18 protein-coding genes and 1 riboswitch are annotated in these 21,914 nt (G+C 75.7%); of the genes, 8 read left to right on the forward strand and 10 right to left on the reverse strand.

The window, feature by feature from the left end; all coding sequences use genetic code 11:
• Nucleotide 1: 1 nt before the first annotated feature.
• Nucleotides 2-2,221 carry a SpoIIE family protein phosphatase gene (locus tag BLQ97_RS12165; protein ID WP_091366121.1) on the reverse strand — a complete coding sequence of 740 codons (2,220 nt, stop codon included), beginning with the start codon at nt 2,219-2,221 and terminating at the stop codon, nt 2-4.
• A gap of 10 nt (nt 2,222-2,231) precedes the next feature.
• Nucleotides 2,232-2,582: an STAS domain-containing protein gene (locus BLQ97_RS22920; RefSeq protein ID WP_175471702.1), complete on the reverse strand. Its 351-nt coding sequence runs from the start codon at nt 2,580-2,582 to the stop codon at nt 2,232-2,234.
• 69 nt (nt 2,583-2,651) lie between these two features.
• Here BLQ97_RS22920 and BLQ97_RS22925 point away from each other — a divergent pair, with 69 nt between their 5' ends.
• On the forward strand, nt 2,652-3,080 hold the full coding sequence (locus BLQ97_RS22925) for an ATP-binding protein (RefSeq protein ID WP_175471703.1): 429 nt from the start codon (nt 2,652-2,654) through the stop codon (nt 3,078-3,080).
• A gap of 6 nt (nt 3,081-3,086) precedes the next feature.
• Here the strand turns inward: BLQ97_RS22925 and BLQ97_RS12175 are convergent, their stop codons facing one another.
• Both BLQ97_RS12175 and BLQ97_RS12180 read right to left on the reverse strand, forming a co-directional pair.
• A complete protein-coding gene (locus BLQ97_RS12175; RefSeq protein WP_091366123.1) occupies nt 3,087-3,443 on the reverse strand; it encodes a cupin domain-containing protein in 357 nt (118 codons plus the stop codon).
• Nucleotides 3,444-3,498: 55 nt separating this feature from the next.
• Nucleotides 3,499-4,467, reverse strand: a complete 969-nt coding sequence (locus tag BLQ97_RS12180; RefSeq protein ID WP_091366124.1) for a TIGR03557 family F420-dependent LLM class oxidoreductase — start codon at nt 4,465-4,467, stop codon at nt 3,499-3,501.
• Nucleotides 4,468-4,645: 178 nt separating this feature from the next.
• On the opposite strand from BLQ97_RS12180, the gene BLQ97_RS12185 reads away from it, so the two are divergent.
• From BLQ97_RS12185 to BLQ97_RS12195, 3 genes are all read left to right on the forward strand, one after another.
• On the forward strand, nt 4,646-5,824 hold the full coding sequence (locus BLQ97_RS12185) for an RtcB family protein (RefSeq protein ID WP_091366125.1): 1,179 nt from the start codon (nt 4,646-4,648) through the stop codon (nt 5,822-5,824).
• Between the two features lie 115 nt (nt 5,825-5,939).
• Nucleotides 5,940-6,869: an MBL fold metallo-hydrolase gene (locus tag BLQ97_RS12190; RefSeq protein ID WP_217637165.1), complete on the forward strand. Its 930-nt coding sequence runs from the start codon at nt 5,940-5,942 to the stop codon at nt 6,867-6,869.
• 54 nt (nt 6,870-6,923) lie between these two features.
• Nucleotides 6,924-7,823, forward strand: a complete 900-nt coding sequence (locus BLQ97_RS12195; RefSeq protein ID WP_091366126.1) for an SMP-30/gluconolactonase/LRE family protein — start codon at nt 6,924-6,926, stop codon at nt 7,821-7,823.
• 638 nt (nt 7,824-8,461) lie between these two features.
• Here BLQ97_RS12195 and BLQ97_RS23330 read toward each other — a convergent pair.
• Nucleotides 8,462-8,623: a hypothetical protein gene (locus tag BLQ97_RS23330; protein WP_175471704.1), complete on the reverse strand. Its 162-nt coding sequence runs from the start codon at nt 8,621-8,623 to the stop codon at nt 8,462-8,464.
• A 380-nt stretch (nt 8,624-9,003) separates the two neighbouring features.
• Nucleotides 9,004-9,131: riboswitch (cyclic di-AMP (ydaO/yuaA leader) on the forward strand.
• Nucleotides 9,132-9,143: 12 nt separating this feature from the next.
• Between BLQ97_RS23330 and BLQ97_RS12200 the strand changes: the two genes are divergently transcribed.
• Complete coding sequence (locus BLQ97_RS12200; RefSeq protein WP_091366127.1) at nt 9,144-9,656, forward strand: C40 family peptidase; 513 nt, start codon at nt 9,144-9,146, stop codon at nt 9,654-9,656.
• Nucleotides 9,657-9,711: 55 nt separating this feature from the next.
• Here the strand turns inward: BLQ97_RS12200 and BLQ97_RS12205 are convergent, their stop codons facing one another.
• On the reverse strand, nt 9,712-10,848 hold the full coding sequence (locus tag BLQ97_RS12205; protein WP_091366128.1) for an N-acetylglucosamine-6-phosphate deacetylase: 1,137 nt from the start codon (nt 10,846-10,848) through the stop codon (nt 9,712-9,714).
• Between the two features lie 32 nt (nt 10,849-10,880).
• On the opposite strand from BLQ97_RS12205, the gene BLQ97_RS12210 reads away from it, so the two are divergent.
• Nucleotides 10,881-11,798, forward strand: a complete 918-nt coding sequence (locus BLQ97_RS12210) for a carbohydrate kinase family protein (RefSeq protein ID WP_175471705.1) — start codon at nt 10,881-10,883, stop codon at nt 11,796-11,798.
• 3 nt (nt 11,799-11,801) lie between these two features.
• Here the strand turns inward: BLQ97_RS12210 and BLQ97_RS12215 are convergent, their stop codons facing one another.
• On the reverse strand, nt 11,802-12,107 hold the full coding sequence (locus tag BLQ97_RS12215; RefSeq protein WP_091366130.1) for a DUF3303 domain-containing protein: 306 nt from the start codon (nt 12,105-12,107) through the stop codon (nt 11,802-11,804).
• 178 nt (nt 12,108-12,285) lie between these two features.
• Nucleotides 12,286-12,708 (reverse strand): hypothetical protein, encoded by a 423-nt coding sequence (locus BLQ97_RS12220; RefSeq protein WP_091366131.1) that lies wholly within the window; start codon nt 12,706-12,708, stop codon nt 12,286-12,288.
• Nucleotides 12,709-12,862: 154 nt separating this feature from the next.
• Here BLQ97_RS12220 and BLQ97_RS12225 point away from each other — a divergent pair, with 154 nt between their 5' ends.
• Nucleotides 12,863-16,819, forward strand: coding sequence for an nSTAND1 domain-containing NTPase (locus tag BLQ97_RS12225; protein ID WP_091366132.1), 3,957 nt, complete (start codon nt 12,863-12,865; stop codon nt 16,817-16,819).
• Between the two features lie 118 nt (nt 16,820-16,937).
• A complete protein-coding gene (locus BLQ97_RS12230) occupies nt 16,938-17,399 on the forward strand; it encodes a hypothetical protein (RefSeq protein WP_139173595.1) in 462 nt (153 codons plus the stop codon).
• Nucleotides 17,400-17,441: 42 nt separating this feature from the next.
• Here BLQ97_RS12230 and BLQ97_RS12235 read toward each other — a convergent pair whose 3' ends face one another.
• Together BLQ97_RS12235 and BLQ97_RS12240 are read right to left on the reverse strand one after the other, a co-directional pair.
• Nucleotides 17,442-20,714 (reverse strand): TM0106 family RecB-like putative nuclease, encoded by a 3,273-nt coding sequence (locus BLQ97_RS12235; protein ID WP_091366134.1) that lies wholly within the window; start codon nt 20,712-20,714, stop codon nt 17,442-17,444.
• Nucleotides 20,715-20,796: 82 nt separating this feature from the next.
• On the reverse strand, nt 20,797-21,792 hold the full coding sequence (locus tag BLQ97_RS12240) for a hypothetical protein (protein WP_091366135.1): 996 nt from the start codon (nt 21,790-21,792) through the stop codon (nt 20,797-20,799).
• Nucleotides 21,793-21,914 lie beyond the last annotated feature (122 nt).

Here is a 21,914-nt window from a genome sequence, read left to right on the forward strand (position 1 = left end):
CTCAGACCCGCGCGAGACCGACCACGGTGACGTCGTCGCCACCGGCCGGGTCGAGCGCGGCGACCACGCCGTCGACGACCTCCTGCGGCTCCCCGGCGACCGCGGCCACCGCCTCGCGCACCGCCTCCAGCCCCTCCGGCAGCGGCCGCCCGCGGCGCTCGACGAGCCCGTCGCTGTAGAGCAGCAGCCGGTCGCCGGCGGCCAGGCGCAGCTCGGCCTGCGGGTAGGTGACCGCGTCGAGCAGGCCCAGCGCCGGGCCGCGCCCGTCGGTGACCAGCCGGCCGACCCCGCCCGCGGCGTGCACGGCCGGCAGGTGCCCGGCGTTGGCCAGCACCACCGCGCCGGTGGCGGGGTCGAACTGGGCGACGACGGCGGTGGCCATCTCGCCCGGCAGCAGCGCGCCGATCAGCTGGTTGAGCGCCGACAGCGCCGCCGCCGGACCCTCGTCGCGCAGCAGCGCCGCCCGCAGCGCGTGCCGCAGCTGGGCGGTCACCGACGCGGCGGACAGCCCGTGCCCGGCGACGTCGCCGAGCACCACGGCCAGCTCCCCGCCGGGCAGCGGCACCAGGTCGTACCAGTCGCCGCCGACGACGTCGGCCTCGCTGGGCCGGTAGCGGGCGCCGAGCGCGACGCCGGGCACCTTCGGCAGCTCCTCCAGCAGCAGGGTCCGCTGCAGCGCGGCCGAGAGACGGTCGTCCTCCGCGGCGCGGGCCAGCACCGCCTCGCCGAGGTGCCCGGCCAGCGCGCGGGCGGCGGCCACCTCGTGCTCGCGCCAGGGGCGGGCGGTGCCGCGGACGGTCTCGGTCCACCGGGCGAACGAGCGGCGCGGGGAGAGCCGGCCGTCGGTGACCTTCGAGGTGTGCGGGTCGCCGCCCCAGGACACCTCGCGCGGCGTCTCCGGCCGGAACCAGGCGAGGAAGTCCCCGCGCCCCCTGCCGACCTCGACGGCCAGCACGCCGCTGGCCTCCTCCGTGAGGTCGGCGAAGCCGGGCAGCGCGCGGGTCAGCCGGTCGGTGGCCCCGCCGGCGCGCAGCACCGCCGCGACGACGGCGGCCACCCGGTCGGCCGGCGGCGTCGTCCCGAGCAGGTGCAGCCGGCCGTCGAGGCGCACGGCGGCCCCGGCGGCGGGCAGCAGGTCGAGCACGGTCAGCGTGCCGTCGACCAGCGCGGCCGCCGGCGTCCGCGGGGTGCGGCCGACCGCGGCCGCGAGCTCGGCCTCGCGCCGGGTCACCGCGACGGCGTGGTCGCGGTCGGCGGCCTCGACCGTGGTGTGCAGCAGCAGCGAGGCGGTGCGGCCGAGGAACTCCGCGGCGGTGCGGTCGGCGGAGGAGGGCCGGTGCGGGCCGCTGTAGGAGTGGCAGGCGACCAGGCCCCACAGCCGGCCGCGGTCGACGAGCGAGACCGACATCGACGCGGTGACGCCCATGTTGGCCAGGTACTCCAGGTGCACCGGGGAGACGCTGCGCAGCACCGCGCCGGAGAGGTCCAGCGGCCGCCCGGTGCCCGGGACCAGCGGCGGCTCGAGCGGCACCGGCGTGTACGTGGCGTCGGGGATGAGCCGAAGCCAGTTCGTCGCGTAGAGCGCGCGGGCCTGGGCGGGGATGTCGCTGGCCGGGTAGTGCAGGCCGAGGAAGGGCTCGAGGTGCTCGCGGCGGTCCTCGGCGACGACCTCGCCGTTCCACTCGGCGTCGAAGCGGTAGACCATCACCCGGTCGAAGCCGGTCAGCGCGCGCACCTCGCGGGCCAGCACGCCGGTCAGCCCCTCCAGCGACGTGGGCGCCGACAGCCGCTGCAGCACCGTGGGCAGCCGCCGGTGCCAGGCCGCGCCCGCCTGCCCGGCGCCGGCGACCGGCTCCCACTCGGTGACCAGCAGGCCGCCGCTGCGCGAGAGCAGCAGGTCCAGCTCGCGGCCGCCCGGCGAGACCCGCAGCGGCTCGGCCTCGGCGAGGTCGCCGGCCAGCGCCGCGCGCAGCCGGTCGAGCTCGGCGGGGGCGAGCAGGTCGGCCAGCGTCCGGCCGGTGACCTCGGCGCCCAGGACGTCGGCGGCGTTGGCCGAGGCGACGACCACGTCGAGGCCGGGCTCGGTGACCGCCAGCAGCGCGCCGTGCGGCTGGACGGCGCCGGGGACGGCGATCGGCTCGTCGGCGCAGCGGGCCAGCGCGTCGGTGTCCACCTGTCGGCGCACCGGGTCGGGAGCAGCGGGCGGCGGGGGCGTGGTCACCGCCGCGACCCTAGGACCCGACCTCGCCGTCGGTCAGCGCGGCGGTCTCGACCACGGGCACCAGCCGGTCGAGCTCGAGCAGGTCGATGACCAGGCGCACCGGGGAGTTCGACCGCGGGCAGACAACCTGCAGCGCGGTGCCGGTCTCGGCGGCCCGCTTGGCGGTGCGGGCGAGCTGCCGGGCGCCGGAGGAGTCCATGAACGCGGTGTCGGTCAGGTCGACCACCAGGCCCCGCGGCGCGGCGGACAGCTCGGCCTCCACGCACTCGGCCAGCCGCGCCACCGTGGCGACGTCGAGTTCACCGCGTACCCTCAGCGCCGGCCGTCCGTGCACCGCAGTGCGGTCGACGGCGAACTGCACGATCGGGCTCCCTCGGTGCGGTGGTCGGACCCAGGGAGCGTAACCGGACGTCGCAGCGGGAGGCTCGGGGTGGAGATCAGCTTCACCGTACGTCTTCCGGTGGACGTCGACAGCGTGCCGTTCGTCCGGGGGCTGTGCCGGCAGGCGCTGGAGCACCTGCGCATCGACCGGCCGGTGGTCGAGGAGACCACGCTGGCGCTCACCGAGGCGTGCGCGAACGTCGTCCGGCACGCCGGTGCGCACGCCGAGTACGAGGTGTCGGTGGCGATCGCCGGCGACGTCTGCCGGATCACCGTGGTCGACGACGGCAGCGGCTTCGACCCCGCCGAGGTCGCCGGGCGCGAGCCGTCGGTCGACGGCGGCGGCGCGGGCCTGACGCTCATGCAGGCGCTGGTCGACCGCCTCGACTTCCGCAGCGACCCCGACGGCCGGCACCGGGTCAGCCTGGAGAAGCGGCTGTCCTCCCGTCCGCCGCTGCGGCTGCTCGACCCCTCCTGACCCCGCTCAGGACGGCGATGCGTCCCGGCCGGCCTCCTGCGCGGGCGGGGCGGTGGCCTCGACCGCGGTGAACGCCTCGACGATCTCGTACGTGTGGCGCACCCCGGCCGGGACGACCCACGAGTCGCCGGGACCCAGCTCCAGCGTCTCGTCCCCCGCCCGCAGCCGGGCCCGACCGGAGACGGCGTAGCCCACCGTCTCGTACTCGCGGGCCACCTCCGGCTCGCCCTCGCTCGGCTGCTGTGCCGCCCACAGGCGCATCGCGACCCGCGAGCCGGCCGCCAGGTTGCGCTGCCCCATCCCCCCGGCCGCCACGGCGACCGCCTCCACCTTGCCGACCCGGCTCTCGCTCGTCCCGCTCATGGACGGCGGGCTACCCGGGTGGGCGCCGCGCACGCGTGCCCACCGGGGATCGGCCTCAGGACGACGGGGTGAGCGCGCGGACCCGCTCGATCAGCCCGCCGGCGCAGGCGTCGATGAAGCCGTCGGGGTCGGGACCGGCGTTCTGCAGCACGATGTGGTCGAAGCCGGCGTCGACGTAGGGCTGCACCTGCTGCACGTGCGCGTCCAGGTCCGGGCCGCAGGAGAACTGCTGGCGGATGTCGTCGGGCTTCACCGTGGCGCTGGCCGCGTCGAAGTTCACCGGGTTGGGCAGCTCGCTCATCACCTTCCACCCGGTGAGCGCCCAGCGGCTCTTCTCCAGCGCCTCCTGGACGGCGGACTCCTCGTCGGCCGCCCACGCCACCGGCACCTCGGCGTACCGCGGGCCGGAGCCACCGGCGCCGGTGTAGGCCTCGACGAGGTCGGCGCGCGGCTCGGTGGCGAACAGCCCGTCGCCGTGCTCGGCGGCCAGTGCGGAGGCGTTGTGCCCGCCGCTGGCGACGGCGATCACGGGCAGCCGGTCGGGCAGGTCGAACACGCGGGCGTCCTCGAGCTGCAGGTACTGCCCGTCGTAGGACTGGTAGCCGCCCTGCCAGAGCAGCCTGATGATCTCCAGCGCCTCGGTGAGCATCTTGTGCCGCGTGCGCACGGCCGGCCAGCCCTGGCCGACCACGTGCTCGTTGAGCCGCTCGCCGGCGCCGATGCCCAGGGTGAACCGGTTCTCCGAGAGGATCTGCACCGTCGCCGCGGCCTGGGCGATGACCGCGGGGTGGTAGCGGATGATCGGGCAGGTCACGCCGGTGACCAGGCCGATCCGCTCGGTCCGGGCCGCCATCGCGCCGAGCATCGACCAGGTGAAGCCGCTGTGCCCCTGGGCGTCGAGCCACGGGTGGAAGTGGTCGCTGAGCTCGACGAAGTCGAAGCCGGCCTCCTCCGCGCGGACCGTCTGGCGGACCACCTCGTTCGGCGGGAAGGCCTCGGTGGCGAGCTTCAGTCCGACCTGCATGGTTCAGCGTCCTCACGGTGGGGTGCGGCGGTCCCCCGCCGCCTGCCCGGAGCCCGCGGAACGGAAACGGCACGCCGGTCGGGGTAATGCGGTCGCGCCGCGCGAGCCCAGCGCGTTGACTGCCCCGGCCCACGACCGCACCGCGGGGACCGGGCCCCGCGCAGCAGAGGAAAGGACCATGGAGCAGATCAGTGAACGCCTCCTCAACTGGGCGTCGATCCTCGAGCCGACCACCCGGGCGCAGGCCGAGCGCACCGCCGCGCTCCCCTTCATCCACCCGCACGTCGCGCTGATGCCCGACGCGCACCTGGGGCTGGGTGCGACCGTCGGCTCGGTCATCCCCACCGACGGCGCGATCATCCCCGCAGCGGTCGGGGTCGACATCGGCTGCGGGATGATGGCCGTGCGCACCCCGTTCACCGCCGACGACCTCGCCGGCCGCGACCTGTCCGTGCTGCACGGCCAGATCGCCCGCTCGGTCCCGCTGTCGGCCGGCGGCCGCAACCGGAAGCTGCGCGAGACCGCCGTCCCCCGGGTCGAGGAGCTGCGCGCACTGCCGGGCGCCGGCCAGGCCGACGCGGTCGCTGACTCCTGGCCGCTGCAGCTCGGGTCCCTGGGCTCGGGCAACCACTTCATCGAGGTCTCCCTCGACGAGGAAGACCGCGTCTGGACCTTCCTGCACTCCGGGTCGCGCGGCGTCGGCAACAAGCTGGCGTCGAAGCACGTCCGGATCGCGCAGGAGCGCTGCCGGGCCGAGGGCGTCGAGCTCGCCGACCGGGACCTCGCGTACCTGGAGGAGGGCGAGCCGGAGTTCGACGCCTACGTCGAGGCGCTGCGGTGGGCTCAGCGGTTCGCCTTCCTCAACCGCGAGGAGATGATGGACCGTGTCGTCGACCAGCTCGGTCGGTTCATGAGTGGACGTGGCCTCGGGACCGAGGTGGAACGGCTGGAGACGGTCAACTGCCACCACAACTACACCGAGCGGGAGACGCACTACGGGCGCGAGGTGTGGCTGTCCCGCAAGGGCGCGATCTCCGCGCGCGCCGGACAGTGGGGGCTGATCCCGGGCTCGATGGGGACGGCGAGCTACGTCGTCGTCGGCAAGGGCGACGTCGAGTCGCTGACCAGCTCGCCGCACGGCGCCGGGCGGGCGTTCTCCCGGACGGCGGCGCGCCGGCGGTTCACCCGGGCCGACCTCGACGCGCGGATGAGGGGCATCGCCTGGGGCCGCTCCGACGCCTTCCTCGACGAGCACCCCGACGCCTACAAGGACATCGACGTCGTCATGGCGGACGCCGCCGACCTGGTGGAGGTGCGGCACACGCTGCGCCAGGTGGTGAACGTCAAGGGCGACTGAGTCCCCCGCCGCTGGGTCCCCGTTGCGCGGTCGTGCTCTGCCCACACCTGTGGGCAGAGCACGACCGTCCACCGGAGCACTCCCTCCCGGGGTCCCCGTGCGGGACAGTGACCCGGTGACGACGTCGATCGAGGCGGCCGCGCTGCAGGAGGTGGCACCGGGCGTCTTCGCCTACGTGCAGCCCGACGGCAGCTGGATGATCAACAACACCGGCGTGGTGGCCGGCGACGACGGGACCGGCCTGATGGTCGACACCACCTCGACGGAGGCGCGCAACCGGGCGCTGTTCGCCGCGGTGGCCGGGGTGGTGCCGGGCCGGCTGCACGCGGTGGTGAACACCCACCACCACGGCGACCACACCTTCGGCAACTGGCTGGTCCCCGCCGGCACCCCGGTGGTCGGCCACGCGCACAGCCGCGAGGACCAGCTCGCCGCCGGGCTGGTGGCGGCGCAGGTGCTCACCGGACCGGACTACGGGCACCTGGAGGTCCGCCCGCCCGACCTGACGTTCACCGGTGCGCTGACGCTGCACCTCGGCGAGCGGGCGGTCGAGCTGCACGCGGTCGGCCCGGCGCACACGCGCGGCGACGTCGTCGTCTGGCTGCCGGCCGAGCGGGTGGCCTTCGCCGGGGACGTCGCCTTCGCCGGCGGCCAGCCGTTCCTCGCCGAGGGCAGCGTGGCCGGGTACCCGCGGGCGCTGGCCGCGCTGCGGGCGCTCGAGCCGGAGGTGCTGGTGCCCGGGCACGGGCCGGTGTGCCGGGGCGCGGAGGTGACCCGCCTGCTCGACGACCTGGCCGGTTACGCCGCCTTCGTCGACGCGACCGCGCGCGAGGGTCACGCGGCCGGGTGGTCGCCGCTGGAGACCGCGCGGCGGCGGGCGGACAACCCGTACGCGGCGTGGCAGGAGTCCGAGCGGCTGGTGGGCAACCTGCACCGCGCCTACACCGAGCTCGACGGCCGGCCACTCGGCGAGCGGCTGCCACTGACCGACATCTGGCCGGACATGGTCGCCTTCCACGGCGGCCCCATCGGCTGCCGGGCCTGACGGCGGGGCGCGCTCCCCTGCGGCCTGAGGCGTCGGCCTCCTAGGGTCCGCGTCATGGCGGAGCGCGAGGTGCGGACGGTGCTGACCGGCGGCGGGTTCTTCGAGGGCCCGCGCTGGCACGAGGGCACGTGGTGGGTGTCGGACTTCTACCGGCACACGGTCAGCCGGGTGACGGCCGACGGGCGGGAGACGGTGCAGTTCGAGGTGCCCGGGCAGCCCTCGGGCCTGGGTTGGCTGCCCGACGGGTCCCTGGTCGTCGTGTCGATGAAGACCCACGAGGTGCTGCGCTGGGACGGCTCGTCGCTGTCGACGTACGCCGACCTCTCCGAGCACTGCTGCGGGCACCTCAACGACCTGGTGGTGACGGCGTCCGGGCACGTGTTCGCCGGCGACTTCGGCTTCGACCTCATGGGCGGCGGGGACGCGACCACGGCGTCGCTGAAGCGCATTGACCCCGACGGCCGCGTGTCCGTCGCCGCCGAGGGGCTGCAGTTCCCCAACGGCTCGGTCGTCACCCCGGACGGCGGCACGCTGGTGGTCGGCGAGACGCTCGGCAACCGGTACACCGCCTTCGACCTGGCGGCCGACGGGTCCCTGTCGAACCGGCGGGTGTGGGCGTCGCTGGGGCCGGAGGTCACCGGGCGCACGGTCGAGGAGGTGCTCGGCCAGCTCGCCGTCGCCCCGGACGGCTGCTCGCTCGACGCCGACGGCTGCATCTGGGCGGCCGACGCGGTGGGCGGGCGGGTCGTGCGGGTGGCCGAGGGCGGCGAGATCGTCGACGCCGTCGCCGCGCCCGAGGGACTGGGCGTGTTCGCCTGCATGCTCGGCGGCGAGGACGGCCGGACGCTGCTCATGTGCGCGGCGCCGGACTTCTACGAGCACAACCGCGCGCCGGTGCGCGAGGCGGTGCTGCTCGCGACCGAGGTCGACGTCCCCCACGCCGGCCTGCCCTGAGCCGGCCGCCGCGGGTGACCCGGGTCCCCCGCGGCAGGTCGTGCTCTGCCCCGCCTGACGGGGCAGAGCACGACCGCGCTCGGACCACATTGCACGGGCTGGCTGTGTCCCGCATGGACTGTGGCGGCCGTGAGAGACCGTCTCCGGGGCAGGCCTCGTCGACCTTGACGACGCCGAGGTCGATGACGCCCTCGACGTCCCCGGTGAGGCGCTGGCCGGCGGGCACGTTCTGCGTACAGCCCCGCCAGTTGGCGTCCAGGACCTGCTGGCGCGTGTAGAGCAGGTCGTGCGACGAGCTCACGAAGACGCCGTTCACCTGGATGAGGTCTTGCGCGTCCTGGAGGTTCATCCCCACCACGGACGGCATCGCGAAGTCGACGACCGGCGTCGTCGACTCGTCGTCGTCCCCGTTGACGGCCGAGCCGATGACCCCGATGACGAGGAGCAGGGCGAGGACGGCGAACCACGGCCGCAGGTAGACGGGCGTGTCCTTCTTCTGCGGGGGTGGCGGTGGGAAGCCACCGGGCTGACCCGGCCAGGGTTGTCCGGGAGGGGGACCGCCAGTCGCGATCAGCCCCGGACGTGACGCGGCCCCCGCCCCGGAGGTCCGGGACGGGGGCCGTGATCAGGTGCCGGGATCAGTACCCGCGGCCGCCGGTGGTGCCGCCGCGACCGCCCTTGTTCTTGGCCTGGTAGTCGCGGATGAACTGCTTGATCTTGGCCTGGTTCTGCGGCTTCTGGAGCTCCTGCACCACCTTGGCGGCGACGCCCGAAGCCACGAGCTTCCTCAACATCCCCATGGGGAGCCTCCTCCTGTCGGTCCCTGGACCCGTGCCCCGTCAACGCGCACCGCAACCGTCGCGCTCCCGCCGTCCCCCGGTCGGCCGACCGTGGCCGCGTCCTGACTGCGCGTGCGGACGCACCGCGTCGTCCTTTCTTCTCGACGGCGGCGTGTCCCGGCAGGGGGCACGACCGGGCCGCCCGGCGCCGGACGGCGACGTCGCAGGTCAGGCGGGTGAGCGGACCGGCCGCGCCGACGTCAAGTCGATCGTGGTCCACCGGGCGTGGCGGCCCGGCCGGCCGGTTGAAGGCTCACGGAGCCCTACCTAGCGTCGTCGCGGTTCGGCCAGGGCCCTTCGTCACGTACCCAGTGACACCCGCCGGACACGCCGAACCGGGTGCCGGCCTCCCGCCGCACCCGGACCGGGGACCCACCGCAGCACTGGGGTGGAGCGCGACTCGTCGCGCCGGGCGACTCCCCCGTCCGAACCCGTCAGCTAACCCGGTAGGCGGCCGTGGAGAACAGGAGAACCGTCGTCGATGACGACTGCACGCACGTCCACCGCTCGCCGCACGTTCCGCGGCATCGCCGTGGCGGCCATCGCCGGAGCCGGCATCACCCTCGCGCCGCTGCCCGCCTCGGCCGCGGTGAGCGGGGTCAGCACCGCGGCCGTGACCGCCGCGCCCGCCCCCGCGCCCACTGGCGCGGCCCAGGTCGCGGTCGACACCGCGCTGGCGCAGCAGGGTGACATGTACGTCTACGGCGCCACCGGCCCCGACACGTTCGACTGCTCGGGCCTGACCAGTTTCGCCTACAAGGCGGCCGGGATCAGCATCCCGCGCACCTCCTCGGCCCAGTCGACCTTCGGCACCCCGGTGGCGAAGGCCGACCTGCAGCCCGGTGACCTGGTGTTCTTCTACAGCCCGGTCTCGCACGTCGGCATGTACATCGGCAACGGCCAGATGGTGCACGCCTCCACCGCCGGCAAGCCGGTGGCCGTGGTCGACCTGGACTCGATGCCGAGCTACCAGGGCGCCCGCCGCGTCGCCTGACGCCCGATCCGCACACGGTGCCCCGGCCGGGTCTCCCGGCCGGGGCACCGGCGCGTCAGGACGGCGGGACCACCCACCGTCCCGCGCGCAGCACGCCGGCCACCGACCAGGCCGGGTCCAGCAGCACCACGTCGGCGCGCAGGCCCGCGCGCAGCGCCCCCATGTCGACCAGTCCCAGCGCGGCCGCCGGCGTGGTCGCGGTGACCCGCGCCGCCTCGGCCGGGGTGCAGCCCAGCTCGGTCACCGCGCGGCGGAAGAGCACCGCCGACGTCGCCGTGCCGCCGGCCAGCGCGCCGCCGTCGGCCAGCCGGGCCACCCCGCCGGTGACCGTCACCGCCAGGCCGCCGAGGTCGTAGCGGCCGTCGGGCTCCCCCGCCGCCGCCGTCGCGTCGGTGACCAGCGCGACCCGGCCCGCGCCCGCCCCGGCCAGCACGTGCCGCTCCCACGCCGGGTGCAGGTGCACGCCGTCGGCGACGAGCTCGACGGTCACCCGCTCGTCCTCCAGCAGGGCCAGCACCGGGCCGGGCTCGCGGCCGGCGGGCGCCGGCACGGCGTTGAGCAGGTGCGTCGCCACGCGGGCCCCGGCGTCCACCGCCGTGCGGACGACCTCGAAGGACGCCTCGGTGTGCCCGATCGCCGGGACCACCCCCGCCGCGGCCAGGGCGGCGACCGCGCCGAGCGCGCCGGGCAGCTCGGGGGCGAGGGTGACCGTGCGGACGACGCCGGAGGCCAGCACCGTCGCCACCTCGCCGGGCGAGGGCGGCCGCAGCGCCCCCGGGTCGTGCGCGCCGCGGCGGGACGCCGACAGCCACGGCCCCTCCAGGTGGATGCCGGCCAGCTCGCCGTCCTCGACCAGCCCGGCCAGCTCGCCCAGCGCGCGGTCGAGCGCGGCCGGGCGCAGCGAGACCAGCGAGGCGACCGCCGTCGTCGTCCCGGCGGCCCGGTGCACCGCGAGCGCCCGCCGCGCGGCCCCGGCCCCGCCGTCGTAGGAGGCCCCTCCCCCGCCGTGCTGGTGGACGTCGACGAAGCCGGGCACCAGCGTGCGGCCGGTGCAGTCGACGACGTCGTCGGCGGCCGGGGCGGGCCCGGTGCCGACCGCGGCCAGCCGATCACCGGTCACCTGCACCCAGCCGCCGGGGAGGACGCCGTCGGGCGTGACGACGTCCCCGCCGGTCAACAGCAGCGTGGCCACACCGGGTCCTCCTCGTCGCTAGCGTGGGCCGCGTGACCGGCGGGTGCACGGCGGACGCGCCGCGCTGGCCGGGACCGGCCGGGCGGGGACCGGTCGTCGCGGTGGGCAAGCTGGTCGCCGACCAGGTGCTCGAGCTCTCGGCTCCCCTGGTGGCCGGCGGCCAGCAGCGGGTGGTGCGGACGACGACGGCGGGCGGCGCCCCGGCCAACGTGACGGCGGGGGTGGCCCGGCTCGGGGTGCCGGCGCGGCTGGCGGGCTGGGCGGGTGCCGACCCGCTGGCCGACGGGCTGCTCGCGGGGCTCGCGGGACGGGGCGTCGGGCTCGCCGTGGTGCGCCGCGGGCGGGCGCCGCTGTCGACGGTGCTGGTGCACCCCGGCGGGGAGCGCACCCTGCTCACCGACCACGGGGAGGGCGCCCTCGAGCCCGCCGACGTCCGCGCCGAGTGGCTCGCCGGCGCCGCCGTCGTCCACCTCGACGGATACGACCTGCTGCGCTTCCCGGCCGCGCTGCGGGCCCTGACGGCCACGGCGCACGGGCTCGGGGTGCCGGTCAGTGTGGACGTGGCCGCCGCGACCCGGATCGCCGCGCACGGCGCCGCCGCGTACGCCGACCTGCTCGCGGCGCTGCGGCCGGACCTGCTGCTCGGCAACGCCGGCGAGGCCGCCGTCCTCGGGCTGGACGGCGCACGGCCGGCCTGGGCGCCGCCGCTGGTGCTGGTGCACGCCGGCGCCCGCCCGACGCGGGTGCTCACCGCGGCAGGCACGTGGGAGGTGCCGGTTGAGCCGCTGCCGGAGGACCGGCTGCGGGACACGACCGGCTGCGGGGACGCGTTCGCGGCCGGTGTGCTGGCCGGCTGGCGGGCGGGGCTGCCGGTGCTCGACGCCGTCCGCTCGGGGCACGCGGCGGCCGCGGAGGTCGCCGCGGTGCCCGGCGGCCAGCCACCGCCCTGACCCCTACCGCGCGTCCCGGTACTGGATCCCGCGCATCTCCGCCGCGACGGCGTCCACGACGTCCATCACCGGCTCGACCGTGAAGGTGAAGGCGGCGAAGACCGTCGTCAGGTACTGCAGGTCCGCCGGCTCGTCGGTGTCGATCACCGCGTACCCGCCGAACTCGCCGAGCCGGACGACGAACTGGTGGAAGGTCAGGCTCTCCGGCATCTGCCAGTCGGAGAAGACGTCGAGCACCCGCTTCTGTGCCGCCTCGTACTCCGCGGCCGAGCCCGTCGGCCGCTCCCGCCAGGTGACGACGTACTTCATGGTCGGCTCCCCTCCACGTCCGGTGCGGCGGGACCCTGCCGGTGCCGGAGGGAGGCGACAAGGAGGAGGACCGCGGCCGGACGGACGCCCCGCGGGCCGGGGTGGCCGGCCGGACGCGTCGGCACAGCGCGTGCACCCGGGACCACCGCCCGGCGCGCGCTCCTGCCCCGTCGAGCCGTCAGTACCGGACGCCGAGGTGCTCGGCGGCGCAGCCCGTGCAGAGGCCGGTGCCGTCGTGCACGTGCTCGCGGCCGTTGACCCGCCGGCACACCGGGCACCAGCGGAACGTCCGGCGCCGCCTGCGGGCGACCTCCTCGGCCGCCGCGGCCAGCTCCGCCCGCTCGTAGAGCACCTCGTCGGCGGAGAACCGGCGGTCGGCCACGAACTCCTCCACCAGGTAGTGCCCGGCCCACCGCGGCTCCGGGCGGGCCAGCGCGAAGCCGAACCCGTCCCAGCCGACCGCCACCTGCGCCGGTTCCCCGCTGACGAACCACCGCTCGTGCTCCGGCCCGGACACCTCCCGCCAGCCGTCGCCCAGCGCGCGCACCAGCACGTCGGGCGCGACGCCGACCAGCGCGGCGAGCGCGGCGGTGTCCTCCACACCCACGACTGTGCCAGCGGGGCGCGACCCCCTCGCCCCGAGGGCGGCCACCGGTGACGACACGGTGACACTGCGGTGACGGCGGACCCGCTACACCTGTCCCGGCCCACGGTGACACCGTGCACCCGCCGCCGCGACCCGCTGGAAGGTCTCGATGGAGCCACACGCCGTCGACGGCGCCGCTGCTCCGCGGGACGTCCGCGTCCCGGCGGGTGGACCGGGGACCCGCCACGCGACCGACGTCTTCCTGTCCTACAACTCGCGCGACCGGAGCGCCGTCGAGCGCGTCGCGCGCCACCTCGAGCGGGCCGGCCTCGCACCCTGGTTCGACCGGTGGGCCCTCACCCCCGGGGGCGAGTGGCAGTCGGAGCTGGCGGCCGGACTGCTGCAGGCCTGCGCGTGCGCGGTCTTCATCGGCCCGCACGACGTGGGTGCCTGGGAGCGCCTGGAGGTGTCCCTCGCCCTGAACCGCGCGGCGACCGACCGGGCGTTCCGCCTCTTCCCGGTGCTGCTCCCCGGCCTCGACCCCTTCGACCCGGCGACCCTCCCTCCCTTCCTGGCCACCCGCACGTGGGTCGACCTGCGGGGTGGCCCGGACTCCCAGCGCGGCCTGCGGGAGCTGGTCGACGCGGTCCGCGGGATCCCGTTCGGCGGCACCCCGCGGGTCGGGGCGGACCCCGCCACGTGCCCGTACCGCGGCCTCGACGTCTTCGAGGAGGAGCACGCCCGCTTCTACTTCGGGCGCGAGGGCCACGTGCAGCGGCTGGTGGAGCGCCTGCGGCACGAGCGGTTCGTCGCGGTCGTCGGCCCGTCGGGCAGCGGCAAGTCCTCGCTGGTCCGCGCCGGGCTCCTGCCCCGCGTGCGCGCCGGCGCGGTCCCGGGCAGCGAGACCTGGTGGGTCCGGGTGCTGCGCCCGGGAGCGCACCCCGTCGCCGCGCTCGCCGGACCGGTGCAGGAGCTGACCCCGGCGTCGGGTCTGCAGCGGGCGTCGGACGGCCTCGGCGACGACGACCGGACCCTGCACCTGGCGGTGACCGCGGGGCTGGCCGACTCCCCGCCGGGGCGGCGCGCCCTGCTCGTCGTGGACCAGTGCGAGGAGCTGTTCACCCTGTGCCGGGACGAGCGGCAGCGGTCCCGGTTCCTGCAGAACCTGCACTACGCCGCGGCCGTCCCCGGTGGCCGCACGGCCGTGGTGATGACGCTGCGGGCCGACTTCTACCCCCGCCTGGCGGCCCACCCGGGCTTCGCCCAGCTGGTGCAGTCCCACCAGGTGCTCGTCGGGGCCATGAGCGAGGAGGAGCTGCGGCAGGTCGTCGAGGAGCCGGCGCGCGTCGCGGGGCTGGACGTCGAGCCGGGTCTCGTGGACACGATCCTGGCCGACGTCGTCCGCGAGCCGGGCTCCCTCCCGCTGCTCGAGTACGCGCTCCTCGAGACGTGGCGCCGGCGCCACGGCGGCCTGCTCGGCCTGGCGGGCTACCGCGACACCGGCGGCGTCCGGCGGGGGCTGGGCGAACGGGCGGAGGCCCTCCACGCCGAGCTGACGCCGGAGGGCCAGGAGGTCGCCCGGCAGCTGTTCCTGCGCCTCACCCAGCCCGGCGAGGGGACGGAGGACACCCGCCGCCGGATCAGCGTGCGCGAGCTGTCGCAGGAGCCGGGAGCCGACCTCGTCGAGGAGGTCGTGGGGCGCTTCGTCGACGCCCGCCTCCTGTCGTCCGACGCCGACGACCCCGACGGGGAGCGGTCGCTCGAGGTCTCCCACGAGGCCCTGATCCGCGGCTGGCCGCGGCTGCAGGGGTGGATCGACGCCGACCGCGCCGGCCTGCGCACGCACCGCACGCTGACGGCCTCGGCGGCGGAGTGGCAGCGCCTGGGCCGGGACGAGGGCGCGCTGTACCGGGGCGGGCGGCTCGTGGAGACCGCCGAGTGGCAGCAACGGGCACCCACCGCGCTCAACGAGCTGGAGCGCGAGTTCCTGGCGGCGAGCAGCGCGGCGGAGCGGGCCCGGCGGCGAGCCCGGCGACGGCGCCTGCAGGCCACCTTCGCCGCCCTGCTCGTCGCCCTGACCACGATCAGCGTGGTCGCCGTCGTGGCGGTGGTGCAGGCGCGGGAGGCCACCTGGCAGAAGGACGTGGCGGTCTCCCGCCAGTACGCCGCCGACGCAGCCGTGGCCCTCGAGAGCGACCCGACGCTGAGCCTGGTGCTGGCCCGGCGCGCCTGGGACGCCGCTCCCACGGCGCAGGCCGAGGAGATGCTCCGGCGGGCGACGGACGAGTCCCGGGGGCTGGCGATCCTCCGGGCGGGTGAGGGCCCGGTGCACAGCGCCCGCTTCTCCCCGGACGGGTCCACCATCGCGAGCGCCGGCGCCGACGGCGTGCTGCGTCTCTGGGACGTCGATGAGGGATCCGTGCGGGCCGAGTACCCGGCCCACCAGGGCTTCGTCATGGCCGTGGCGTACAGCCCCGAGGGGGAGCACGTCGCCTCGGCGGGCTACGACGACGGCACCGTGGTCGTGACCGACGTCGCGACCGGGGACCGGCGGGTGGTGGCGCAGGAGCCGTCCGAGGCCTACCCGGTCAACGTCGCCTACAGCCCCGACGGGGGACTGCTGGCCGCCTCCCTCTACGACGGCAGCGTCCACGTCTGGAACCGCGACGGTGCAGAGGTCGCGGTCCTCGGACCGGGCTCCGGCCCTGCGTACGCGTCGTCCTTCGGTCCGGACGGCGACGTGGTCGTCACCGGGAGGGGTGACGGGACGGCCGTGGTGTGGGCCGTCGTGGACCCCTCGCGGCAGACGGTCCTGCGCGGCCACGACGGCGCCGTGACCGCGGTCCGCTTCACCACCGCCGGCGCCGTCGCGACCGGCGACGAGGACGGGACGCTCCGGCTGTGGGACGTGGCCTCCGGGCAGGAGGTGCTGAGCGTGCCCGTGGACGACCAGGCCCTCTACGACCTCGCGCTGAGCCCCGACGGCACCCGGATCGCGGCGGCCCGCGAGGACGGGGCGGTCAGCCTGCTCAGCACGGACGGCGTCGAGCTGGCCGTCCTGCGCGGGCACGTGGACCAGGCCTTCACCGTGGGCTTCCGGAACGGCGCAGAGCCGGGCGGGGAGGTGCTCGCCAGCGCCGGGCAGGACGGCACCGTGCGCACGTGGGACACCCGGGTCGGCACCGCCGTCCGGGCGCCCGTCACCGCCGCCGCGTACAGCCCCGACGGCCGGCTGGTGGTCACCGGCGGGACGGACGGGCGGGTCCGGGTGTGGTCGTCCGCCTCCCTGGAGCCACAGCTGGAGGTCCCCGCGCACGAAGGGCGGTGCTGGGCGGTGTTCTCCGCGGACGGGGAGGACGTCTGGACCTGGGGCGAGGACGGTCTCGTCACCCGGGTGAGCGCGTCGGACGGCCGCGAGGAGTGGCGGCTGGAGCCGGGGCGGGGCGAGGTGTGGTCCGCCTCCGTCGACGAGGCCGGTACGAGGATCGCCGTCGGGAACCAGGACGGGACCGTCCAGGTCGTCGACGTCGCGGACGGCGCCTCGCAGGACCTCGTGGGCCACGCGGGTGCGGTCTACGCGGTCGCCCTCAGCCCCGACGGGCGCCACGTCCTGAGCGGGGACGAGAACGGCGAGCTGCGCCTGTGGGAGCTGGGCACGGGCGGCCGCGACGTCCGGGTCCTGTCCGGACACAGCGGGGCGGTCACGGCGGTGGCGTACAGCCCCGACGGTCGGGTGTTCGCGAGTGCTGGTGCCGACGGGGCCGTCCGGGTCTGGACGGCGACGGGGGAACCGGCCGCGGTCCTGCGCGGGCACCAGGGCACCGCCGAGTCCGTCCGCTTCACACCGGACGGCGGCCGGGTGGTCAGCACCGGGGCGGACCGGGTCGTCCGCGTCTGGGACGTCCCGTCCGAGCGGCTGCTCGTCGGCCTGCAGCGGCACGACGAGACCGTGGCGAGCGGCGAGATCGGTCCGGACGGGACCCTGCTCACCGCGTCCGAGGCGGGCGGGGTGCTGCGGACCTCGCCCTGCGACGTCTGCGGCTCCACCCGTTCGGTGCTCGCGCTCGCGCAGACCCGGGCGATCCGGCCCCTGACCACCGAGGAGGAACAGCGCTTCGGCTCGTGAACCGGCGGGGTCCACGGCACCGGACCGCGCCACCACCAGCCTCTCGGGATCCCGAGAGCACCGGAGAAGGGAGATCGTGATGGGGGACGTCCACACCGACACGGCCAGGGGGACGGACGTGAGCCGGCTCGCGGCCGTGGCCGCGCTCGCCCACCCGCTGGTGCAGCGGCTCCTCCCCGAGGGCGGTGCCCCGCCACCGATGGTCGTGCTGACCGGCCTGGTGGGGGTGATCGACACGGACCCCGAGCGGATCCGGCTCTACTACGACCACACCCTCCAGGACTGGCTGGAGATCCCGGTGCGTCTGGTGCGGCACGTCGAGGAGACGCCTTCCACCGACGGATGCCCGTGGGGTCAGGACGTCGTCTGGCTGCTGCACGAGGCCCCCGGAGGTGAGGCCGACGTCGCACGTGACGCCGCCGGTTCCACGGAGGCCGGATCGGATGAGACGGGTGTGATCCCGGACGTCGTCCCCAGGGGGCCCGGGCACTTCACGCTGGACCAGTACATGCGACGGCCTGTGGGAGGGCTGGGTGTGGCGCCGAGACCGAAGCCGACTCCTCCGCCTCCGCCCGGGTGAGCCCGGGACCGGCTGCACGCCGGTCCGGCCGGAGCCGCTGCGTCAGGTACCCGCCATCTCCGCCAGCCGGCACAGGGCGTTGACCTGGCGCAGCTGCTCCGGCGTGCGCACCTGCGCGTCGAGCAGCAGCGGGCTCATCACCACCACGGCCAGCGCCTTGGCCCGGGAGACCGCGACGTTGAGCCGGTTGAGGTCGTAGAGGAACGACACCCCGCGCGGGGCGTCGTCGGCCGACGTGGAGGTGGTCGAGTACACGACCACCGGCGCCTCCTGGCCCTGGAACCGGTCGACGGTGCCCACCCGTGCGCCGTCGGGCAGCAGCGAGCGGATGAGCGCCACCTGGTTGTTGTAGGGGGCCACGACGAGCACGTCGTCGGGGCCGATCGGCCGCTCGCTGCCCTCGGAGTCGACCCAGCCGACGCCCTGCAGCGACCGCCAGACGGCGGCGACCTCGGCGGCCTCCTCCCGGGACGACGCCGCCGCCGACGCCGTGTGGGCCACGGAGCGCACGGCCAGGCCGCTGCCCGAGACCAGCCCGCCCGGCCGCACGCTGATCCGCTCGCGCAGCGGCGCCGACTCCAGCCGGCCCTCGTAGGCCAGGTCGGAGACGAACGCGGTCAGCGCCGGGTGCATCCGGTAGGTGGTGTCGAGGAAGATCCCCCGGCCCTCCGGCACCGTGGGGTGGCCCTCGAGCAGGTGCTCCAGCGCCGAGAGCCCCGAGTCGCCGGGGTGCACGCCCTGCGAGGGCTGGGCGAGCTGCTGCGGGTCGCCGAGCAGCACCAGCGAGCGGGCCGACCGCGCCACCGCGACGGCGTTGGCGAGCGAGAACTGCCCGGCCTCGTCGACGACGAGCACGTCGACGGCCTCGGCGAGGTCGGGCTGCGTCCAGAACCACGCCGTCCCGCCGACCAGCGACACGTCGCCGTCGACGAGCCGCCGGGCGACGTCCCTGCCGTCCTTCGACCACTCCACGCCGGGCGCGCCGCACGCCTGGTGCTCGTCGCACTTCTGCAGCGCGGGCCGCCCGACGGCCGAGAGCACGTTGCCGATGACGGCGTGCGAGGTGGCCGTGACGCCGACCTTCTTGCCGGCGTCGAGCAGCGCGCGGATCAGGTGCGAGGCCGCCCGCGTCTTGCCGCTGCCGGGCGGTCCCTGGACGGCGAGCACCTCGCCGTCGAGCCGCAGCCCGATGCGGACGACGGCGTCGCCGGCCTGCTCGCCGGGCCGGCGGCGGCAGTCGGCCGGCACCCGCCGCTCCAGCAGCGCCTGGCCCAGGCAGTCGCGGCCGTCGAGCACGGCCTCGGCGGTGGCCGCGATCGCCCCGCGCATGCCCTTGTCGTCGAGGGGACCCTCCGGGCCGAGCGCCCGCGGGGAGAGCTCCTTGGTCGTCTTGACGACGACGCGGCCGGCGACGGCGTCCAGCTCGCGGATCTCGCCGACCCGGGCGCGGGTGTCGACGTCGACCACCTTCGACCCGACCGAGAGCTTCGTGTCCTGCGTCGGGAAGCCCAGCGCGTAGAGCTTCGACCGCTTCTCCGTGCCGATCTCGACCGGCGCCGACAGCCCGCCGAGCACGGTGCCGTCCTCGACCAGGGCGGCGTCGTCGAGGTCCGTGCGGCTGAAGAACTCCCACCAGCCGGGCCGGGCCTCGCGGCGGTGCCACTGGACGAGGTCGGCGAGCAGGCCGTGGCCCGCCTCCTGCAGCCGGCCGACCAGCGCCAGCTCGGCGAGCTCGGCCTCCGACCGCTCGGCCGGCCCGGTGGTCTCCGAGACCAGCGGTCGGTCCTGGCCGCCGAACTCCCGCTCCAGCTCCTCGCGCTGCGTCTCCAGCCAGTCGTGCAGCTCGCGGGTGGAGTCGACGTCGTCCTTGTTGTACAGCTCGATGGCGTCCAGTCGTGCCGGGTCGCGGTCGGCGAGCCACTGCTCGTAGGCGATGACGCTGCCCATCGCGCTGGCGACGTCGCCGGTGTGCTCCCGGCCGTAGAACGCCTCGACCTTCTTGATCGAGTACGAGCCCTTGCTGATCCGCATCGACTGCTTCACGACGGGATAGAGGTCGACGAACCGCTCGGCGCGCAGCAGCTCGTCGAGCTCGGCCTCGCGGACGCCGTAGCGGCCGGTGAGCCGCTTGAGCGCGCTGACCTCGTAGGCGGCGTAGTGGTAGACGTGCATGCCGCGGTCGGCCTGCCAGGCCTCGCGGACGAGGTCGATCAGGTCGCAGACCATCTGCCTCTCGGCGACGGGGTCGTGCGCCCAGAGCGCGGTGAAGCTGCCGTCGCGCCGGCCGATGCCGGCGAGGTACTCCAGCCCCGCGCCGTCGGCGGAGTGCGGGTCGCCCTCGAAGTCGAGGTAGAGGTCGCCGGCGCTGGGCTCGGGCAGCCGGAGCAGGCCGGTGTTCCGCGCCGGTGGCAGCAGGGTGCGGGTGGGGACGCCGGTGGCGCGCTCGCGGAGCTGCTCGCGGGCCTGCTCCTGGACGCGGGTGCGGGTGGCCGCGCCGATGCGGGCGGCCCGCAGCGTGGCGTCGTCGGCGGCGGCGAGCTGCTCGAGGGTGGTGATCCCGGCGGCGCGCAGGGCGGCGCGGGTGTCGGCGCGCATGCCGGCGACGAGGCTCAGGTCGTCGGCGGCGGCCAGCTCGGCGTCGCACCTGGGCTTCCAGGTGCACTGGCTGCAGTAGGGCGTCGGGACCGGCTCGGTGGCGGGCGGGTCGGCGACGAAGGTGGTGAGCCGGGCGCGGGCGCGGCGGGCGTAGGCGGCGACGTCGACCAGCCGCCACGGGTGCGCGACGCCGTCGCCGGTGACCACGCAGACCCGCTCGGGCTGCCGGCCCTGGAGGACGGCGAGCCGCTCTGCGTAGGTGGCCATCTGCAGCAGCGCGGGCACCTTGACGCGGCGGGCGAGCTTGGCGTCGGCCACCTCGTAGGACCACTCCCCCAGCGCCGACGGGGTCAGCACCTTCAGGAGGAAGTCGGCCGCGCCGGCCCACACGCCGTCGGTGAACTGCGCCTGGTGGACGACGTCGACGCCGGCGCGCATCGCCCGGAGGGTCTCGGCCTCGGCCTCCCGGCGGCCGCGCGCGTCGAGCCGGACGGGGATGCGCACGATGCTGCGCCCCTCGGCCTCCAGCGCGTCGAGGTAGCGCAGCTCGTGCTCGGTGCCGAGGTCGGCGATGAGCTCGGCGTGGTCGCCGGGGCCCTCGGCGAGCGGCGCGAGCCGCCCGTCGGCGACGGCGAGGTCGAGCGTCGTGAGGTGGGCGCAGGCCTGGTGGCGGGTCAGGTCGGTGGGGCTCAGGACCAGGGAGCCGTCGGTGCGGTACATCGAGACGGGACGGTCTCACGCGGGCGCCGGAATCGGGGCGATGCGCGCCGGAGGGAGGGTCGCCCGTCCCACCGAGCACCGGTCAGTCGAGGACCGCCTCCCAGGGGCCCGTGGTGTCCACGACCAGGTACTCGGTGCCCGGAGGGATGCGCACCTGGCCGCGGTAGGCGCCGACGTGGTTGACGAGCAGGTCCCAGTCGGCGCCATGCGCGGTGACGGCGAGGTGGTCGAAGCCACGGTAGGTGATCGTCGCGCTGACGAGCCCCTGAGCCGGCGCGGGGAGGACCAGCACGCCCGAGTCCGTGCCGCGCTCGTGCCCACGCCAGCGCGGGACGTCCCCCCAGGGGACGAGCGTCAGGCTCCACGGTCCAGAGGCGGACACCTCGAAGCCGGCCAGCGGCCCCTGCTGCCCACACACCAGCGTCCCCGAGTAGCGGCCAACGACGTTGACCAGCAGCTCGCCCTGGTCACCAGCCTCCGTGACCTCGAAGACGGCGAAGTGGTCGCTGCCGGAGTGTTCGACGCGCAGGACTTGGGCGCCGGGGACATGTGCGCGGACGAGCTGGTCGGTGGTCCCTGTGACGCTGTCCTGCCCGGCTCCCTGCGAGGAGGGCTCGGTGCTGCGACGCGGAGCACGCGGCAGAGGACGATCCGGGGCGGGCACCGGAACGGAGGCGGCCGCCCCGTGGATCGTGTACTCGGCGACCTCTTGGATTGCCAAGCTGACGCCCTTCTTGAAGCGGAGGGCTTCACCGCCTGTGGTCAACAGGGTCAGCTCACCGTTGACCAGCCCAGTTCGCAGGCCGACACGGGTCGCGTCGATCTGGGACAGCGGGATGGAGCGCAGCCCGCCGTCGTGCGTGAACGCGATCCGTTGGTCCGTGACGAGCACGACGTGGTTGGGCAGCCTGCCGAAGGAGCCCTCTTGGTAGTTGCTCACCGCCAGGACCGTCTCCCCAGGGAGGAGCCCGACCTCATCGACGAGCCAGGTGTGCAAGCGGGCGAGGTTCTGCCGCTGTGCGTTCCCGACCAGGGCAGCCGAAGCGGTGGCGAAATCCGGTCGGAGCAGGCTGGTCATCGTTCTACCTTCGCTGTCGTGGGAGTGGACGGACTCGTCGGGACACGACCGTCCAGGACCCGGGAGACAACGGCCAGTAACGGGACGGCGCCATGCCCCGAAGTGGTGGCCTCGCCACGGGG

Source organism: Geodermatophilus telluris (assembly GCF_900102745.1).
GTDB lineage: Bacteria > Actinomycetota > Actinomycetes > Mycobacteriales > Geodermatophilaceae > Geodermatophilus > Geodermatophilus telluris.

What these genes read in the sequence shown, in the direction of transcription:
- BLQ97_RS12175 (WP_091366123.1), bottom strand. Translation starts at nt 3,443, where the DNA reads ATGAGCGGGACGAGCGAGAGCCGGGTCGGCAAGGTGGAGGCGGTCGCC.
- BLQ97_RS12180 (WP_091366124.1), bottom strand. Translation starts at nt 4,467, where the DNA reads ATGCAGGTCGGACTGAAGCTCGCCACCGAGGCCTTCCCGCCGAACGAG.
- BLQ97_RS12185 (WP_091366125.1), top strand. Translation starts at nt 4,646, where the DNA reads ATGGAGCAGATCAGTGAACGCCTCCTCAACTGGGCGTCGATCCTCGAG.
- BLQ97_RS12195 (WP_091366126.1), top strand. Translation starts at nt 6,924, where the DNA reads ATGGCGGAGCGCGAGGTGCGGACGGTGCTGACCGGCGGCGGGTTCTTC.
- BLQ97_RS23330 (WP_175471704.1), bottom strand. Translation starts at nt 8,623, where the DNA reads ATGGGGATGTTGAGGAAGCTCGTGGCTTCGGGCGTCGCCGCCAAGGTG.
- BLQ97_RS12200 (WP_091366127.1), top strand. Translation starts at nt 9,144, where the DNA reads ATGACGACTGCACGCACGTCCACCGCTCGCCGCACGTTCCGCGGCATC.
- BLQ97_RS12215 (WP_091366130.1), bottom strand. Translation starts at nt 12,107, where the DNA reads ATGAAGTACGTCGTCACCTGGCGGGAGCGGCCGACGGGCTCGGCCGCG.
- BLQ97_RS12225 (WP_091366132.1), top strand. Translation starts at nt 12,863, where the DNA reads ATGGAGCCACACGCCGTCGACGGCGCCGCTGCTCCGCGGGACGTCCGC.
- BLQ97_RS12235 (WP_091366134.1), bottom strand. Translation starts at nt 20,714, where the DNA reads ATGTACCGCACCGACGGCTCCCTGGTCCTGAGCCCCACCGACCTGACC.
- BLQ97_RS12240 (WP_091366135.1), bottom strand. Translation starts at nt 21,792, where the DNA reads ATGACCAGCCTGCTCCGACCGGATTTCGCCACCGCTTCGGCTGCCCTG.